Origin of the sequence: Halomonas sp. YLB-10 (assembly GCF_003856855.1) — a bacterium.
Lineage (GTDB): Bacteria > Pseudomonadota > Gammaproteobacteria > Pseudomonadales > Halomonadaceae > Halomonas > Halomonas litopenaei.
On the sequence record NZ_RRCU01000001.1, the window covers coordinates 56,069 to 72,698 of the forward strand.

The 16,630-nt window shown below is 64.5% G+C and carries 14 protein-coding genes; 6 read left to right on the forward strand and 8 right to left on the reverse strand.

Annotated features, from left to right (window positions below):
• Positions 1 to 11: 11 nt before the first annotated feature.
• The 4 genes from EBB56_RS00120 to EBB56_RS00135 all read right to left on the reverse strand — a co-directional run bounded on the left by EBB56_RS00120 (position 12) and on the right by EBB56_RS00135 (position 3,580).
• Positions 12 to 1,361, reverse strand: a complete 1,350-nt coding sequence (locus tag EBB56_RS00120) for an ATP-binding protein (RefSeq protein ID WP_240184301.1) — start codon at positions 1,359 to 1,361, stop codon at positions 12 to 14.
• The gene (locus EBB56_RS00125) at positions 1,348 to 2,043 is read right to left on the reverse strand and encodes a response regulator transcription factor (protein ID WP_240184300.1); all 696 of its coding nucleotides are present in this window, start codon (positions 2,041 to 2,043) and stop codon (positions 1,348 to 1,350) included. Before EBB56_RS00125 ends, EBB56_RS00120 begins: the two co-directional genes overlap by 14 nt.
• A gap of 50 nt (positions 2,044 to 2,093) precedes the next feature.
• Positions 2,094 to 2,582: a plastocyanin/azurin family copper-binding protein gene (locus tag EBB56_RS00130; protein WP_045994127.1), complete on the reverse strand. Its 489-nt coding sequence runs from the start codon at positions 2,580 to 2,582 to the stop codon at positions 2,094 to 2,096.
• A 98-nt stretch (positions 2,583 to 2,680) separates the two neighbouring features.
• Positions 2,681 to 3,580, reverse strand: a complete 900-nt coding sequence (locus tag EBB56_RS00135) for a LysR family transcriptional regulator (protein ID WP_045994126.1) — start codon at positions 3,578 to 3,580, stop codon at positions 2,681 to 2,683.
• Positions 3,581 to 3,730: 150 nt separating this feature from the next.
• On the opposite strand from EBB56_RS00135, the gene EBB56_RS00140 reads away from it, so the two are divergent.
• From EBB56_RS00140 to EBB56_RS00155, 4 genes are all read left to right on the forward strand, one after another.
• A complete protein-coding gene (locus EBB56_RS00140; RefSeq protein ID WP_045994125.1) occupies positions 3,731 to 4,864 on the forward strand; it encodes a 4-oxalomesaconate tautomerase in 1,134 nt (377 codons plus the stop codon).
• Positions 4,865 to 4,991: 127 nt separating this feature from the next.
• Positions 4,992 to 6,119 (forward strand): tripartite tricarboxylate transporter substrate binding protein, encoded by a 1,128-nt coding sequence (locus tag EBB56_RS00145; RefSeq protein ID WP_045994124.1) that lies wholly within the window; start codon positions 4,992 to 4,994, stop codon positions 6,117 to 6,119.
• Positions 6,120 to 6,220: 101 nt separating this feature from the next.
• Positions 6,221 to 8,179 carry a tripartite tricarboxylate transporter permease gene (locus tag EBB56_RS00150; protein ID WP_045994123.1) on the forward strand — a complete coding sequence of 653 codons (1,959 nt, stop codon included), beginning with the start codon at positions 6,221 to 6,223 and terminating at the stop codon, positions 8,177 to 8,179.
• Between the two features lie 433 nt (positions 8,180 to 8,612).
• On the forward strand, positions 8,613 to 9,032 hold the full coding sequence (locus EBB56_RS00155) for a GNAT family acetyltransferase (RefSeq protein WP_045994122.1): 420 nt from the start codon (positions 8,613 to 8,615) through the stop codon (positions 9,030 to 9,032).
• A 74-nt stretch (positions 9,033 to 9,106) separates the two neighbouring features.
• Here EBB56_RS00155 and EBB56_RS00160 read toward each other — a convergent pair whose 3' ends face one another.
• From EBB56_RS00160 to EBB56_RS00175, 4 genes are all read right to left on the reverse strand, one after another.
• Complete coding sequence (locus EBB56_RS00160; protein WP_045994121.1) at positions 9,107 to 9,802, reverse strand: FadR/GntR family transcriptional regulator; 696 nt, start codon at positions 9,800 to 9,802, stop codon at positions 9,107 to 9,109.
• A gap of 167 nt (positions 9,803 to 9,969) precedes the next feature.
• Positions 9,970 to 11,487 carry a tripartite tricarboxylate transporter permease gene (locus EBB56_RS00165; RefSeq protein WP_045994120.1) on the reverse strand — a complete coding sequence of 506 codons (1,518 nt, stop codon included), beginning with the start codon at positions 11,485 to 11,487 and terminating at the stop codon, positions 9,970 to 9,972.
• A complete protein-coding gene (locus EBB56_RS00170; protein WP_052704466.1) occupies positions 11,487 to 11,957 on the reverse strand; it encodes a tripartite tricarboxylate transporter TctB family protein in 471 nt (156 codons plus the stop codon). The genes EBB56_RS00165 and EBB56_RS00170 overlap by 1 nt, the downstream gene beginning before the upstream one ends.
• Positions 11,958 to 12,140: 183 nt before the next feature.
• Positions 12,141 to 13,106: a tripartite tricarboxylate transporter substrate binding protein gene (locus tag EBB56_RS00175; RefSeq protein ID WP_045994119.1), complete on the reverse strand. Its 966-nt coding sequence runs from the start codon at positions 13,104 to 13,106 to the stop codon at positions 12,141 to 12,143.
• A 454-nt stretch (positions 13,107 to 13,560) separates the two neighbouring features.
• Here EBB56_RS00175 and EBB56_RS00180 point away from each other — a divergent pair, with 454 nt between their 5' ends.
• Together EBB56_RS00180 and EBB56_RS00185 are read left to right on the forward strand one after the other, a co-directional pair.
• Complete coding sequence (locus tag EBB56_RS00180) at positions 13,561 to 14,337, forward strand: SDR family NAD(P)-dependent oxidoreductase (RefSeq protein ID WP_045994118.1); 777 nt, start codon at positions 13,561 to 13,563, stop codon at positions 14,335 to 14,337.
• Between the two features lie 198 nt (positions 14,338 to 14,535).
• A complete protein-coding gene (locus EBB56_RS00185) occupies positions 14,536 to 16,116 on the forward strand; it encodes an aldehyde dehydrogenase (NADP(+)) (RefSeq protein WP_045994117.1) in 1,581 nt (526 codons plus the stop codon).
• Positions 16,117 to 16,630 lie beyond the last annotated feature (514 nt).

The window sequence follows — 16,630 nt, forward strand, 5'->3', positions numbered from 1 at the left end:
CAGCTGAATCCTTAACGCACGGCCTCTCTCTCGGAGGTTGACGCCAGCGCCAACGGCAAGCGGATGGTCACCTCGAGTCCACCGCTGGGCGCCGCCCGAAAGCCGACCTCTCCCCGGTACTGCTCGACCAGTTCAAGCAGAATCGACAGGCCAATGCCGTTGCCTGGCCGCCCTTCATCCAGCCTCTGCCCTCGCCGGCCCAACAACGGCAGCAACTCCGCCGCCACTCCGGGGCCATCATCCTGGATCTTCAGCTCTAGACATCGCCCCAACGTCAGCGCGAGCCACACCGACTGGTTGGCCCACTTGCCCGCGTTGTCGAGCACGATGCCGATCATTTCCAGGAAGTCCTGTCGCTCCATCTCGATGCAGGCATCCTCGGCGTCCCCGAGCGCCATGACGAAGCGCTTGTCGGGGTAGAGGCTTCGAAACATGTCGAAAAGCTGGTCAAATTCCCGCTTGACCCGGGTGTGCTGGCCGCCACCGGGGCCCGCCAGACGCGCCTGACGCAGATGGGATTCCATCAACTCCTGCATCAGCGTCAACCGCTCCAGCAGACGCTCACGGCGGGATTTATCAAGCTCACGCTTGCTGCGCAGCGCCTGCATCACCGCTGTCAGAGGGGTCTTGAGCGCATGGGACAGGTCTGCAACGGCGTTACGCGAACGCACCAATCGGCGCTCCTGGCTGTCCATCAGACGGTTGAGCTGCGAGACCAGAGGGCGGAACTCCTGCGGCACCTTCATTCTGAGACGCTGTCGCTGACCACTTCGCAGCTCGGCCAGCTGGCGCTGCAACAGATCCAGTGGCCGCAGGGCGGCATTGACCGCCAACCCGTTAAGCAGCGAAAGAGCCAGCAGCACCAGACCTGCGATGGCGCCAATCCACCAGTGCAGGGCCGCAAGGCCTTCCTCGACGCTGTCGAAGGATTCTCCGATGAGCAGCACCCCAGGCCTGCCGTCCACCGTAAAGGTTCGCCTCAACACCAGCAGGTGACGTCCCTCCAGGTGTACATCCAGCAGCGACCTGTCAGGCCCATCCAGGTGGGGCGTCAGCGCCGACAACCAGCTCGGATGGGAGGTGGTGACGAGCTCGCCGCGCTTGAGCACGTACAGGTGATGAAAGACCTCGGCCGACAGGCTCGAGGGCAAGGTGGGGGCCGGTACCGGGTCTGCGGCTTGACGCAGTTGCGCCAGGCGATACTCCGCCTCCTGACGCAGTCGGTCACCCAGAAAGTCCCGCGCGGTCTCGCGCAGCAGCAGGCCATGCATGAACCAGGTCAATCCCATGACCAGCAGGGACACCGCCCCGAGGCTGACCAGCAGGCGCAGACGGAGACTATTGCGTCTAATGCGAAACAAGCACGTACCCCTGGCCTCGGCGGGTCTGGATGACATGCTTGCCCAGCAGACGCCTCAGGCGCGCGATATAGACCTCCACCAGGTTGGGCGCCGGGGCATCCTGCTCCAGGGCGTAGAGCTGATCGAGCAGCTTCGTCTTGGAGTGCACCCGGTCAGGGTGGTGCATCAGGTAGCGCAGCAGGCAGAACTCGGTGGCGGTAAGCGTCTGCCATGGGCCTCCCGCGCAACTGACCTGGCGCTGCTCCTCGTCAAGGCGGATGCCATTGACGATCAGCCGCGCCGTCAATTCGGTACGCCGCCGCAGCAACGCCTGTATCCGCGCCAGCAGTTCCTGTTCGTGAAAGGGCTTGGTGAGGTAGTCATCAGCCCCCCGACGAAGGCCGTCCACCTTGTCCTGCCAGGCATCGCGAGCCGTCAGGATCAGCACCGGGAGGCCTAGGCCGTGTTCACGCTGGAATTCGAGCCAGTCGAGCCCCGAACCATCGGGCAGGCCGATATCCAGGATCATCAGTGCATACTCTTCGCTGTGCAACAGCGCCTTTGCCACGCTCAGTCGCTCGGCAACGTCGACGCGATAGCCATGATCATCCAGCGTATCCTTCAGACTCTCGCAGAGCAGGTCATCGTCCTCGACCAGCAACAGCTTCATCACCATCATCTCCCTGCCAGCGGGCCCAGGCATGCCACGCCTCACTCGAGCCGGACGGGGTGGCCCCGTCCCAGGCTTGCCGCCTATTCTCCCACACTCAGGGTGCCATGCATGCCCGCTTCAAAATGTCCGGGTACATTGCAGGCGAAGGTCAGCGATGCCCCCTGCTCCGGCGCCTGCCAGACAAGCGTCCTGGTCTCTCCCGGCGCCAGAGTCACCGCCGGCATGTCCATGGCGCCTTGCATCTGACTCATGTCGTGGCCGTCACCTTGCATGCCATGCCCTCCTCCCGAGGCCATCTCACGCATCATCTTGCGGTGTTCGTTCTGAGCCTCGGCGGAGCCGATCACGAACTCATGCTCGAGCTGACCGCTGTTGGTGACCTCGAAGGCCACCACCTCCCCGGGGGCAACGCTCAAGCTTTCCGGGTCGAACCAGATATCGCCGGCCTCGACGGCGATGGTGCGATCCGCCTGATCGGGGTCCATGGCGTCCGATTGAGCGTGGCCGGGACCTGCCAATGCCTGGGTCGACAATAGGCCAAGAGCGACCACCATCAGTGTGCTGCGCATGACGTCATCCTTCCGTTTTGGGTGTGTCCCTCTGTTTGTAGCGCAAGAACCTGAATCCATACTGAATCGGCGATAGATGGCTATGCGGTTCGCTGCGCCTACGAATGCTTCCACTGTTCCAGCAGCAGATCGATAAACAGCTGGGCGGTGCCCGAGATACTGTGCACGTTGCTGCGTACCAGGCCGATGGTGCGCTGGATGCGTGGCTCCGGCAGCTCCCGCGAACACAGGATCTCGTGATCCGGGCCCGGCATGGTCATGCGCGGCAGAATCGCCACTCCCAGGCCCGACTCCACCAGCCCCAGCGAGGTCGACAGATGCTGTACTTCGTAGAAGCTGTTGAGGTGGATGCCCTCGGCGGACAGCGCATTGTCCAGCAGGGTGCGATTGCCGCTGTCGCGACTGACGGTGATCAGCCGCACCTGCTCGAGGTCTGACCACTCGATCTGCTCCCTGGCCGCCAGCGGGTGATCGGAGCGCAGCGCCAAGACGAAGGGGTCTCTCATCAACTGGGTGAAAGACACCTCGGGCCGCTGGGCGCTGAACATGTTGATGCCGAAGTCGGCCTCGCCGCTGATGACCTTCTCGAGACCCTCGTTGGCGCTGACATCCAGAATACGAATACGGATGCCCGGCCAGGCCTCGCTGAACCCCCTGATCACGCTTGGCAGAAAGTAGAAGGCAGCGGTCGGCAGGCAGGCGATGGTCACGGTGCCGGTCTGGTGGGTGGCCAGCTCGCGGATACCGAGGATCGAGGACTCGTACTCTTCGATCATCCGTCGCGCCCGAGGCAGAAAGTCGGCGCCTATCGGCGTCAGCCGGGTACGCCGGGTGGTGCGCTCGAGCAGGCCCACCTCCAGCAACTCTTCGAGCTTCTGGATTCGCCGTGACAGCGCAGGCTGCGACAGGTGCAGGCGCTGAGCCGCCTCATGGAAGGAGCCCAGCTCCGCGACCTGGATGAAGGCCTGCAGATCGAGAAATTCAAGACGGTGCTGCATCGGGTCACTCTTGCATGAAGGCTTTTGGACTAATAACCATAGCGCATTAATCCTCATTTCGCATTGATAGACGCCAAACTTTGCATTTGAAGCATCAATAGACGCCTGACAAGCTGATACCACGACCTCCAACAACGGCGTGGCATCACGATGATGAACAGCATCCCCTGCATGATCATGCGCGGCGGCACCTCCCGCGGGCCCTTCCTGCGCATGAGCGACCTCCCCGACGACGAGCCCGCCAGGGCGGAAATCCTGATCAGCCTGATGGGCTCCGGCCACGCCCTGCAGATCGACGGGATCGGCGGCGGCGACCCGCTGACCAGCAAGGTGGCCATCGTCGAGCGCTCCAGCCACCCGGACGCCGACGTGGACTACCTGTTCGCCCAGGTGGACGTACTCAACCGCCGTGTCGACTTCAACCCCAACTGCGGCAACATGCTGTCTGCCGTCGGCCCCTACGCCATCGAGTCCGGCCTGGTGGAGCCGCAACCGGACTACACCCTGGTGCGGGTACGCAACCTCAACACCCAGCGACTGATCGAGTGCCACGTACCCACCGACGCCGGCCAGGTCCGCTACGACGGCGACACTCGCATCAGCGGTGTCCCCGGCAGTTCCGCCGCCATTCAACTGAGCTTTCTCGACATCGTCGGAACCAAGACGTCGGGACTACTCCCGACCGGCCAGGCCGCCGACACCATCGACGGTGTCACCGTATCCTGCCTGGATGCGGCCACCCCGATCATCATGATCGACGCGCGAGAGCTTGGACTGAGTGGCCGCGAGACGCCGCTCGAGCTGGACGCCGACAGCGACCTGCTCAAGCGTCTGGAGAGGATCCGTCGTCATGCAGGAGAGCTGATGGGGCTTGGTGACGTCAGCGACAGCGTGCTACCGAAGCCCGTACTGGCCTCGCCCGCCGAGGATGCCGAGCGCACCCTGTGCACCCGCTACTTTGTCCCCCATCGCTGTCACAAGGCGATCGCTGTCACCGGTGCCATCGCTGTGGCGAGCGCCGTCAGCGTCCCTGGCACCGTCGCCAATCGCATCGCCATCGATGCAGGGCAGCTCAAGGCCGGTGACCTCAAGGCGGCCGTCAGCCTGGAGCACCCGTCAGGGTTCATCGACCTCCAGGTGGAGCACCGCGACGGCGACCCCGGCGATATCGCCCGGGCCTCATTGATCCGCACCGCCAGAAAGATCATGAGCGGCACCCTGTTCTATGCCCTGCCCGACCCTACTCTGCCCGGCACGCCTTCCAGCCGCCCCGGCCCGGACTGATCTGCACCGACAAGGACGCTGCCGGCTGCGCCGAGCGCCGCCGCGCCCGACAACCACAACCGCCATAACAATCACCACCTCCCCAACCGACATAATAATCGTCACAACGACCGTCAGGAGACACGCCATGATGACCCGTAAACCTTCCTCGTTCACCGCATCACGCCTCGCCTTGTCCCGCGTTACCAGGGCCGCGGCACTCGGCATCGCCATCGCAGGCGCCAGCCTCGCCGGCAATGCCCAGGCCGCAGATGTCGAGGTACCCGCCAATATCAAGTGGACCGTGCCGTTCGGCGTCGGCGGCGGCACCGATGTGTGGGCACGCTTCTTTTCGCCCTGGCTCAGCGACTATATCCCCGGCGAGCCGACCATCATGATCGACAACGTCCCGGGAGGCGGCTCGATCAATGGCGCCAACCTCTTCGCCATGCGCGCCAAGGCCGACGGTTCAAACTGGCTCGGCACCTCGGCCTCCACCCAGTACCCGGCGATGCTGGATGATCGCCGCGTACGCTATGACTACAGCGAATGGACGCCGATCCTGGCGACCCCCACCGGCGGGGTGGTCTATGGCCAGCCGAGCCTTGGCGACACCGCCGACGCGGCGATCGATGCCCTGCTCAGCCAGCCGGTCAAGCTGGCCGCCCAGAACCCCACCGGTCTCGAGCTGCCCGTGCTGATCGCCCTCGACCTGCTCGGAGCGGACGTCCAGGCGGTGTTCGGCATGCGCAGCCGCGGCGAGGGACGACTGGCCTTCGAACGCGGCGAAGCGGACATCGATTTCCAGACCAGCTCGGCCTACCTGAGCAACGTCACCCCGCTGGTCGAGTCCGGCAAGGCAGTGCCGTTGTTCTCGCTGGGCCTGCTCGACGACGACGGCAAGATTGTTCGCGACCCGGCCTTCCCCGACCTGCCGACCTTCAACGAGGTCTACCAGGCGCGTCACGGCGAGGCACCCTCCGGGCCTGCCTATGAGGCGTTTCGTAAGTTCTTCGCCTCTGGCTTCGCCCTGCAGAAGCTGATCATGGTGCCCAGGGACACCCCTCAGGAGCTGGTCGACGCCTACCGTGACGCAGCCCGCGAGTTCGTCGCCACCGATGAGTTCAAGCAGGACGCAGAGGCCCAGCTCGGTCCCTATACCCCGGTCATCGGTGACGTCATCCAGCGCCACCTGGAAGACGCCATGTCGATCGATGAGGCGACCCGTGAGTGGCTGGCCAAGTGGCTCGAGGAGAAGCACAACGCCAGGATCTGACACCGTTCGGGAAGCGCCGGCCGCGACGGCCGGCGCTTCCTGGCTCAACGACTTCAACAAGACGCCCTCGGGCGTCACCAACAACTCGAGAGCCACACGCCATGCTTGATATCCTTCTTTCCAGCCTGGGACAGCTGTTTACCCTGTCCCATCTGCTGTTCATGACGCTGGGGGTGCTGGTCGGCCTGGTCGTCGGCATCATTCCAGGCCTCGGCGGCATCGCCGGCATGTCGCTGCTGCTGCCCTTTCTCTACGGCATGGAGCCCACGGTCGCACTCGGCATGCTGATGGGCCTGGTGGCGGTCATCCCCACCGGCGACACCTTCGCCTCCGTGCTGCTGGGCATTCCCGGCTCCAGCGCGTCACAGGCCACCGTCATCGACGGTTTCTCCCTGGCCAAGAAAGGCCAGGCCGCACGGGCCCTGTCCAGCGCCTTTCTGTCATCGATGATCGGCGGCCTGATCGGTGCCGTGGTACTGACCGGCTTTATCCTGATCGCAAGACCGCTGGTGCTGTCGTTCTCGTCATCGGAACTGTTCATGCTGACCCTGCTCGGGCTTTCCATGGTGGCGGTGCTGTCGGGAGCCGACCTGTTCAAGGGTCTGGCCGCCTGTGGCCTGGGTCTGCTGGTGGGGGGTATCGGCATGGCACCGGCCACCGGAGAATTTCGTCTGAACCTCGACATCGACTACCTGTTCGATGGCCTGCCGCTGGTGGTCGTCGGCCTCGGCATCTTCGCCCTGCCGGAGATCATCGATCTGCTGGTCAAGCGAGGCGCCATCGCCGAGAAGCCCTGCCGCCTGGGCGAAGGCTGGCGTCGCGGTATCCAGGACGTCGGCCAGCAGCGCGGGCTGGTCGCACGCTGCGCCGCCATCGGCAGCCTGGTCGGCACCATTCCGGGGCTCGCTGGCTCGGTGGTGGACTGGCTGACCTACGGCCATGCGGTGCAATCGGCCAAGGACAGCTCCGAGTTCGGCAAGGGGGATATTCGCGGCGTCATCGCCCCGGAGTCGGCCAACAACGCCTGCGCCTGTGGCGCGATGGTGCCGACCTTGCTGTTCGGGGTGCCCGGTTCAGGCACTGCGGCGGTGTTCCTGGGCGGCCTGCTGCTGCTCGGCCTGCAGCCGGGGGTCGGCATGATCGAGACCCATCTGGACCTGACCTACACCATCATCTGGTCGCTGGCCCTCGCCAATATCCTCGGCGCCGCGCTCTGCCTGATCCTGGCCCGGCCCGTGGCCAACCTGACCCGGGTGCCCTTTGCCACCCTGGCGCCACTGATCACGGTGCTGATCATGTTCGCCGCCTTCCAGGCCACCCGCGCCACCGGCGATCTGCTCGCACTGGGTGCCATCGGCGTGCTGGGCGTGCTGTTCAAGCAGGCCAACTGGTCACGTCCGGCCTTCCTGATCGGTTTTGTGCTGGCACCGGGCGCCGAGGCCTACTTCTACCAGGCGGTCCAGTTCCAGGGCACCGACGCCTTCCTGCGCCCCGGCGTGCTGATCATCGGCGCCATGATTCTTGCCGCCATGTTCATTCCGGTGATCGGCAAGCAGATCAAGAAGCGGCGTCAGCCGATGTCGGTGGGCGCCGCGGCCACCGAGCCAAAGCCCGACGCTGAATCCCATCGTCTGGGGATCATCGATATCGTGCTGCTGGGAGCCCTGCTGGCGCTGGCGGCCAGCGCCTGGGTCAACGTCTCGGAGTTGTCACTGATCGGCGGCATCATGCCACGGCTCGCGATTGCCATCATGGCCCTCGCCTGCCTGGCCGAGATCGTCCGCAGCGTGGTACGTCGCCCCCGCTGGGAGCGTCAGACCTTCGCCCGAGAAGCCATCTGGCTGGTCGGCTTCTTTGCCCTCGTCGCCGCCATGCTGACGCTGGGCTTCATCACCACGGCCACTCTGTTCACCCTGGTGTTCCTGCTGGCCATCGCCAAGCTCAAGCCCTGGGTCGCGGTGCTGATGGCGCTGGGGGTACTGGCATTCCTGCTGGCCATGGCAGAGTTTCTGACCCTGACCTATCCCCAGGGCATCCTCGACCCGCTGCTGTTCTACTGACCCCCGCAGCGACCCGCAGCAGCCCTGCGAGTACGAAAGCCACCGCTGTACACCGTTGTAAAGAGATAAGCCCCGCCTCGGCGGGGCTTATCCTGTAAAGACGTGCGTGAGGGGAACACCATCGAGGTCGACGAGCATCGTCGACGGGGGTCGCTCGCTGGCCGGGTGACCGATCACAGCGAGTGCCACGAACTTGGCCTGAGCCACCTCGAGATTCACCAGCGTCGGCAAGATCCCCTCTGGCGGCAACGAGCCTTGGGAAAACGACTGACTGTCAGCCGCCTGGTGGATACGATTGGACTCGGGCGTGCCATCTGGACATGACCGCCGCGCCCCGGCTAGCTTGACCACATGTCGTTCGGCTCGACGCTACTGCCGCACACGACTTCTGGCCGAAAAACCTTCGGCAAGACACTGTCATATAGGCGAAACCGTGGAGATAAGAGCATTTCGAGAAGCTGACAGGAGCGCTACTATTGCGCTATGGCAAAAGTGCGGACTGACCCGCCCCTGGAACGATCCTGACACGGATATTTCCAGAAAGCTCAGCGTCCAACCTGAGTTATTTTTCGTGGGCATTGTCGAAAAAGAGGTGATGACTTCTGCCATGGCCGGGTACGACGGGCATCGAGGCTCCGTCTACTACCTGGCTGTCTCGCCGACTATCCAGGGGCTCGGCTATGGAAAACTGATGATGCAAAGGGTCGAAGATGCTCTCAAGGCCATGGGCTGCCCGAAGATCAACATCGTCGTTCGTACGTCAAATGAAAGCGTGCTTGAGTTCTATGGCCGTCTCGGCTACGAGACAGACGAAGTATCCAACCTTGGCAAAAGATTGATTCCCGATCTGTGACACCCGCATCCAGGTGCAGTACTTGCCCTTCTCGGTCGCAACAACAAGAGACGGCGTGGGGGAAGCTCGCCCCCTCAGTGGCTCCCCTCGAACATGCGATGCCGGGCGTTGTCGATATGGGCGCGCATGGCGGCTTCGGCGCGCTCACCATCCTTGTCGCTGATCGCCTCGACGATCGCCAGGTGCTCATCCTGGACCAGCTTCAAGCGCTCCTGAGAGGCCATCAAAGACAGCCCCCGGGTCAGGTTCATGCCTTCCTTGATGCTCTCGTTGAGCGACTTCAGCACGGTGATGTAGTAGTGGTTGCTGGCCGCCTCGGTGATCGCCAGGTGGAAGCGATAGTCCTCGTCGGTAGCCAGATCGTGGCGGGCGTTGGCCTCATCGATGATGTCGTAGCAGCGACGGATCTGGTCGAGCTGGTCCTGGGTGCGTCGCAACGCCGCCAGGTGCGCCGCCCGCGCCTCGACATTGGTACGAAACTCGAAGCAGCGCTGGATATCGGCGATGCTCGAGATCGGGGCGAACTTGAGCACCGCACTGTCGGGCTGACGGATCACGAAACTGCCGGAGCCCCGCCGGGACACCACCAGTTCGTCTTCCTTGAGCCGGGCCAGGGCATCACGCAGCACCGGCCGGGACACTTCGTAGCGCTGGCACAGTTGCGCTTCGGTCGGCAGCTTCTTGTTGACCGGATACTGGCCCTCGATGATCGCTTCCAGAATCTTCTCGTAGACCGCCGAAGCCAGTGAAAATTTTTCGTCTTGTGCCATCTTGCCTTGCTCCGGTTCTCTGTTCCCTGGAAGCCGCCTGGCTTTCACCATCAGGCGCCACCTCCCTTTTACCACTGCAAAAGGCGCCCCGCATTGGGCCTTTAGGCCACACAGGGCGCCTCTCACCTCTTCCTGCCCTGTCCGGGCGGATCACCACTACTCGCTGTTCAGGACGCCTCGGTGGAGACTCCGCCGCCCTTGCCGGCCTTGCGGCCCTTCCACACGCCGTTGGCGATGATCAGGGTCCAGGTCAGGATCGCCAGCCCCGCCAGCACCATGGCGATGGGCCGGTCGACGAAGGCCATCAGGTCACCGTCTGACTTGAGGATCGAGCGCATGAAGTTGCTCTCGATGATCGGGCCGAGAATAAAGGCCAGAATCAGCGGGCCCAGCGGGAAATCGTTCTCCATCAGGAATACGCCGACCAGCCCCAGGCCGAGCATCACCCAGACATCGAACATGCTGTTGTTGGCGGAGAAGGCCCCCACGATACAAAACATCAGGATCAATGGGTAGAGAACGCCAGTGGGCACGGCCAGCAGCCTGCCGGCGCCCTTGATCGCCATCAGCCCCAGCGGCAGCAGCAACAGGTTGGCCAGCACGAACACCATGAAGATGGCGTTGACCAGAGCCCCCTGCTCGGTGAAGACGTCGGGGCCCGGGGTGATGCCCTTGGTGGTCAGCACGCCGATGATGATGGCGGTGACGGTATCCCCCGGAATGCCGAACACCAGGGCCGGGATATAGGCGCCGGACAGGGCCGCGTTGTTGGCGGCGCTGGCCGAGACCAGCCCTTCCGGATGGCCGGTGCCGTACTTCTGCGGCTCCCGCGACAGCTTGCGACTGATGGCGTAGCTGATCCAGGAGGCGATGTCGGCGCCGGCACCCGGCAGTGCACCGATCATGGTGCCGAGCAGCCCGCCACGGGCGACGCCGCCCTTGTAGCGCCAGGTGGTACGGGCCACGCCGTCGAGCAGCTTGCCCTTGGGCGTTTCCACCCTGGAGGCGCGCTGCCCGGCGTTGGGCAGGCTGCGCAGCAGTTCGGTGATGGCGAACAGGCCGATCAGCACCGGCAGCAACGAGATCCCCGCGAGCAGGTCATAGCTGCCCATGGTGAAGCGCATCTGGCCGGACACACTGTCCATGCCGATCATCGCCAGCGACAGGCCGATCAGCATCGAGATGGCGCCCTTGAGCGGATCACCGCCGGCGACCAGGATCGCGCAGGACAGCCCCAGCAGCGCCAGCCAGAAGTACTCGTCGCTGGTGAACTGCAGCGCAAATTCGGCGATCCGCGGGGCAAACAGCGCCAGCACCGCGACCCCGATGATGCCACCGAGCATCGAGCAGGTGACGTTGATACCAAGCGCCAGGCCGAGCTTGCCCTTCTTGCCCATCAGGTAGGCTTCGTCGGCGTAGACCGCCGACGCTGGCGTCCCCGGCATGCGCAGCAAGGCACCGGGAATGTCACCGGCGACGATCGCCATGGCGGTGGCGGAGACGATGGCGGCGATGGCCGGCAGCGGCTCCATGAAAAAGGTCACCGGCACCAGCAAGGCGGTTGCCATGGTGGCGGTGAGACCAGGGATGGCCCCCATGAAGAGCCCGAACAGCGAGGCGGCGACAATCACCAAAAGCACCTCGCCGTCGAGCACCATGGCAGCGGCTTGCATCAATTCATTCATCAGTAGAGCACCCGTTCAAGCAGTCCTGCCTCCAGCGGCACGTGCAGAAGCTGTGCGAACAGCATCCAGATCACGGTCGTGGCAATCACCGCGATCAACAGCGCACGCCCCCAACCACGACGGTGATAGGCGCGAAACAACAGCGTCAGAAGCGCCACCGCAACGATCGGAAAACCCAGCAGCGGCGTGAGCACCACGTAGGCGATGACACTGGCGACCACCGCCGCCAGCGCCAGCACAAACGCTCGGCCGGTTACCTTGGAGGTCCAGCGCGCCCAGGGCTGGCGTTGGCGCAGGCCCTTGAGCACCAATAGCCCTCCCATCAACAGCAGCAGGGCCCCCACCACCTTGGGGAAGGTGCCGGCGCCATAGACCTGGCGCGGCAGCGGACTCAAGTCCGCGGAAGCGACGATGAGGGCGGCCCCGAGGGCCGCCGCCATGGTTCCCGATACCGCGTCACTGGTACGCATGATGACGATCTCCCGGGCGTTACCGCACCTTTGTCTATGCGCCGCGGACGCGGCGCTCAATCGGGTGTATTGCAGACTGTGCCAGTCGACCGCTCGGTGAGCTTTCTGTCACCGAGCGGTCTGTCACTGGGCTCTCGTTTACTGGGCCCTCGGTTACTGGGCCTTCAGTTACTGGACTCTCGGTTACTGGGCCAGGCCAAGCTTGTCGATGATGGAGGCGTTGTTGGCATCCTGTTCGGCCATGAATGCCTCGAAGCCTTCCGGTCCTTCCCACACGGCGCCGAAGCCGCGGCCTTCCATGAACGACTGGAAGTCCTTGGAGTTCCACACCGTCTCGGCGGCGCTCAACAGGCGCTCGGAGACGTCTTCAGGCAGGCCCTCGGGGCCGACCAGCCCACGCCAGGACCCGTGGGACCAGTCATCACCGGTCACCTCGCCGGCCGCCGGGATATCCGGGAAGGCTTCTTCGCGTTCACTGGACAGCACCGCCAGAGTGCGGACGCGATCGGATTCACGCATGGACTCGGTTTCCGGCAGCGACGAGAAGACGATGTCGACACCGCCCGCCGCCAGCTCCTGCAGGCCCGGCGCGGCGCCTTCGCTGGGTACCAGATTGACGGTATTCGGATCGATGCCCTGCTGGTCGAGGAAGCCGGCGAACGACAGGTGGTAGGCAGCACCTGGCGCAGAACCCGATACGGTGTACTCGTTGGGTGACGCGGCCAGGTCGGACAGGGCGTCATCCAGGTTCTGCCAGGGCGACTCTGCGTTGACAGTGAAGGCCGCATAATCGAGGTTGAGCAGCGCGATCGGGGTAAAGTCCTCATAGGACAGGTCGGCGGTGCCGATATGGCGATAGGTCGCGATCTCGGCGGTGCCCAGGCCCAGGGTATAGCCATCGGGACGCGCCATCTTCATCGCCATGTGGCCGACCACACCGGAGCCACCGGTACGGTTGACCACGTTGACCGGCTGCCCCAGCTCTTCCTGCAGACCGGCGGCAAACTGACGACCGACGGCGTCGGTGCCGCCACCGGCGGACCAGGGCACGATCAGGGTGATCGGCTTGGAGGGATAGTCGTCACCGACGGCAACCGTGGAGGTGGCCACCAGCAGGGAGGCGCAAAGCAGGCGTGGGAGCGTTCGCATGAGTTATCTCTCTTGTCGTCGAGCGTCTGGGGATCCGGTCAAGGTCGTGGCGACCCGCCACCGGAAAGAACGCTTGCAAGAGTGCCGCCACGGCGCCAACTAGACAAGTTATTACAACTTATACTTTATGCTAACGGGCCCCGTAGACGAGCCGTCACCGCCACCTGTCGAGAGGAAAAATCGATCGCCGACACCCCGCTAAAACCTTTTATTTACAAAGATTTAACAAAACCCTCAATCGTAAGCACCGAGCTTTCCAAAGTTCTCTTTGACAGCAGCTCCCTGCCCACAAGACCAAAGTACCATGACCACTTGTTAGTATTTGTTTGAAGTCCATCAAGCGCTAGGCTAAGGTTTATCCCACAATCCCAGGCTGGTCGCGCTGCGCCCTCCTTTCTCCTATCAACATCCATGATGCGGCCTGTTGCAGGCCCGATTCGTTCAGGAGCACTTCATGTTCGCCGATCTCAACGACAAGACCGTCCTTATCACCGGCTCCACCAAGGGCATCGGTCGTGCCGCCGCGGTGGCCTTCGCCCGCCAGGGTGCCATCGTCGGCATCAACAGCAGCCAGAAGGACAGCGCCGCCGAGGAGCTGATCGCCCAGCTGGAGTCCGAGGGTGCGCGCTTCGCCTACTATGAGCGCGACCTGACCAAGAGCGGCGAGTGCGAGACCCTGGTCAACGAATTTGTCGATCAGTTCGGCAGCCTTGACGTGCTGGTGAACAACGCCGGCGGCCTCGGCGTGCGCAAGGGCCTCGAGTCCCTCGAGGACGACGACTTCAACCTGGTGATGGACCTGAACCTGCGCTCGGTGATCATGACCACCCGCTTCGCCATGCCGCACCTGAAGGCCTCCGCCGAGAAGCGCGGCGAGACCGCCAGCGTCATCAGCACCGGTTCCATCGCCGGTCGCGAAGGCGGTGGCCTCGGCGCCTCCCTGTACGGCGGCTCCAAGGCCATGCTGCACAACCTGCATCGCAACTGGGTGAAGGAATTCACCAAGGACAACGTGCGCTTCAACATCGTCGCACCGGGCACCATCGACACCGCCTTCCACGCCGACAAGAGCGCTGAGGTGAAAGAGAAGATCGCCTCCACCATCGCCATGGGTCGCCTTGGCACCTCCGAGGAGGTTGCACCGTCCTTCCTGTTCCTGGCCTCCCACGCTGCCAGCGGCTACATCACCGGCCAGGTGATCGACGTCAACGGCGGCCAGATGTGCCCCTGAGGCATATCGCAGCATCCCGGGCCACCGGCGTGACGGCGCTATCGACGTCTACCCCTTGAGCCCCGAGCGGCCGGACATGCTTCCGGCCGCTTCGCTATCCACTCCCCTACTCGGCGTTCGTGCGCGTCGACCCCGGTTTGGCAGCGGCCGCCCCTTGCCACCTTTCATCATCTTCACTGCGCAATAACAGGAGTCCCCATGACACTCGAAGGTCATCATCTGATCGGCTTCGCCTCGGTGGCCGGTGCCACCGACGGACGCACCATCTCGGCGGTCAACCCCGCCTCCGGCGAGACCCTTGCCCCGGCCTACCCCCTGGCGGGCCAGGCCGAGGTCGAGCGCGCCTGCCAGCTGGCCGAGGACGCCTTCCTGGCCTACCGCCGCCTGCCGCTTGCAGACCGCGCGGCCTTTCTCGAGGCGGCAGCCGACAATATCGATGCCCTCGGCGATACCCTGACCGAGCGCGCCATGGCCGAGACCGGCCTGCCCAGGGCACGTCTTGAAGGCGAGCGTGGCCGCACCTGCGGACAGCTCAGACTGTTCGCCGAGGTCCTGCGCAGCGGTGACTATCTCGACGTGCGCATCGAGGACGCCCTGCCCGAGCGCGCGCCCATGCCACGCCCCTCCCTCGCCCAGCAGCAGGTGCCGCTGGGTCCGGTGGCGGTGTTTGGCGCCAGCAACTTCCCGCTGGCGTTCTCGGTGGCCGGCGGCGATACCGCCGCCGCGCTGGCCGCGGGCTGCCCGGTGATCGTCAAGGCCCACTCCGCCCACCCCGGCACCTCGGAGCTGGTCGGGCGCGCCCTGCAGCAGGCCGCCAAGAGCAGCAACATGCCCGAGGGCGTGTTCTCGCTGCTCTACGGCAGCGGCAGCGAGCTCGGCCAGGCCCTGGTCAAGGACCCGCGCATCCAGGCGGTGGGCTTCACCGGCTCGCGCAACGGCGGCACCGCCCTGCTGCGCACCGCCCAGGCACGCCCCCAGCCGATCCCGGTCTACGCCGAGATGAGCAGCATCAATCCGGTGCTGCTGCTGCCGCAGCACCTGGAAGCCAACGCCGAGGCCCTGGGCGACGCCTTCGTCGCGTCGCTGACCATGGGCGCCGGTCAGTTCTGCACCAACCCGGGGCTGATTCTGGCACTGTCCGGCGCCGCGCTTGAGCGCTTCGTCGAGCAGGCCGGTGCCGCGGTACGCGAAGCCGCCCCACAGCTGATGCTTACCCCCGGCATCCACGCCGCCTACGAGCAGGGAGTCGCCCAACTCGTCGACCAGCCGGGCGTCAGCCTGGTCGCCAAGGGCAAGGCCACCGGCCATCTTGCCTGCCCCTGCCAGCCGCACCTGCTGCGCACCAGCGCCAGTGACTTCATCGGCAACGCCGCTCTGCATGACGAGGTCTTTGGAGCCTGCGCGCTGATCGTCGAGTGCGACTCGGTAGCACAGATGCAGCAGGTGCTGACCGCGCTGGAAGGCCAGCTGACCGCCACGGTCCACCTCGAGGAAGCCGACTACGCGCTGGCCGACCAGTTGCTGCCGCTGCTTGAGCGTCGCGCCGGTCGCATCCTGTTCAACGGCTGGCCCACCGGCGTCGAGGTGTGCCACTCCATGGTCCATGGCGGCCCCTGGCCCTCGACCTCCGACTCGCGCACCACCTCGGTGGGCAGCGCCGCGATCCAGCGCTTCCTGCGTCCGGTGTGCTACCAGGCGATGCCCGAGGCCCTGGCCCCGGACAGCCTCAAGGCCGACAACCCTCTGGGGCTGACCCGCCAGGTGAACGGCAAGCGCTAGCCCAGCGTTCTTTCTTTTTCTCCTTCTCTCCTTCTCTACTTCTCTACAACAGGCGACGCCAGCCCACCGGCGTCCCTGGCGCACCATCAACGAGGCCCTCGCCACCGGCGAGGGCCTTTTTTGATGGTGTCGATCTACTCTCCAGCGGGCCCCGACTTGTCGCGTCTGCCCAGAAATGCCCCCAAGATGCCCCTGAGACACCCCGGAGATGCCTTCAAGGAGCAAGCTCGCCTAGGCTAGGCACATCCTTTACATACAAGAGGCTCGCGACGATGCGCAGAGGCTACGTCTTTCCATCCAACCGTTCCCAGGCGGTACGCCTACCAGAGGCAGCCGCCTTTGCCGAAGACGCAAATAGAGGCGGTATCGTCTCCACAGCTCGAAGAGGCGCTCGCACTCCTGCCGACAAGACCTGGGACGACTGGTTTGACGCGGAGGGAGCGAGCGAAGACTTCATGGAGGATCGTGGGCAACCAGGCCACTCGCCCGCCCCTTCCGCTCGGCGTCATGAACC

What these genes read in the sequence shown, in the direction of transcription:
- EBB56_RS00140 (WP_045994125.1), top strand. Translation starts at nt 3,731, where the DNA reads ATGATGAACAGCATCCCCTGCATGATCATGCGCGGCGGCACCTCCCGC.
- EBB56_RS00150 (WP_045994123.1), top strand. Translation starts at nt 6,221, where the DNA reads ATGCTTGATATCCTTCTTTCCAGCCTGGGACAGCTGTTTACCCTGTCC.
- EBB56_RS00160 (WP_045994121.1), bottom strand. Translation starts at nt 9,802, where the DNA reads ATGGCACAAGACGAAAAATTTTCACTGGCTTCGGCGGTCTACGAGAAG.
- EBB56_RS00175 (WP_045994119.1), bottom strand. Translation starts at nt 13,106, where the DNA reads ATGCGAACGCTCCCACGCCTGCTTTGCGCCTCCCTGCTGGTGGCCACC.
- EBB56_RS00165 (WP_045994120.1), bottom strand. Translation starts at nt 11,487, where the DNA reads ATGAATGAATTGATGCAAGCCGCTGCCATGGTGCTCGACGGCGAGGTG.
- EBB56_RS00125 (WP_240184300.1), bottom strand. Translation starts at nt 2,043, where the DNA reads ATGCCTGGGCCCGCTGGCAGGGAGATGATGGTGATGAAGCTGTTGCTG.
- EBB56_RS00180 (WP_045994118.1), top strand. Translation starts at nt 13,561, where the DNA reads ATGTTCGCCGATCTCAACGACAAGACCGTCCTTATCACCGGCTCCACC.
- EBB56_RS00170 (WP_052704466.1), bottom strand. Translation starts at nt 11,957, where the DNA reads ATGCGTACCAGTGACGCGGTATCGGGAACCATGGCGGCGGCCCTCGGG.
- EBB56_RS00185 (WP_045994117.1), top strand. Translation starts at nt 14,536, where the DNA reads ATGACACTCGAAGGTCATCATCTGATCGGCTTCGCCTCGGTGGCCGGT.
- EBB56_RS00135 (WP_045994126.1), bottom strand. Translation starts at nt 3,580, where the DNA reads ATGCAGCACCGTCTTGAATTTCTCGATCTGCAGGCCTTCATCCAGGTC.
- EBB56_RS00145 (WP_045994124.1), top strand. Translation starts at nt 4,992, where the DNA reads ATGATGACCCGTAAACCTTCCTCGTTCACCGCATCACGCCTCGCCTTG.
- EBB56_RS00130 (WP_045994127.1), bottom strand. Translation starts at nt 2,582, where the DNA reads ATGCGCAGCACACTGATGGTGGTCGCTCTTGGCCTATTGTCGACCCAG.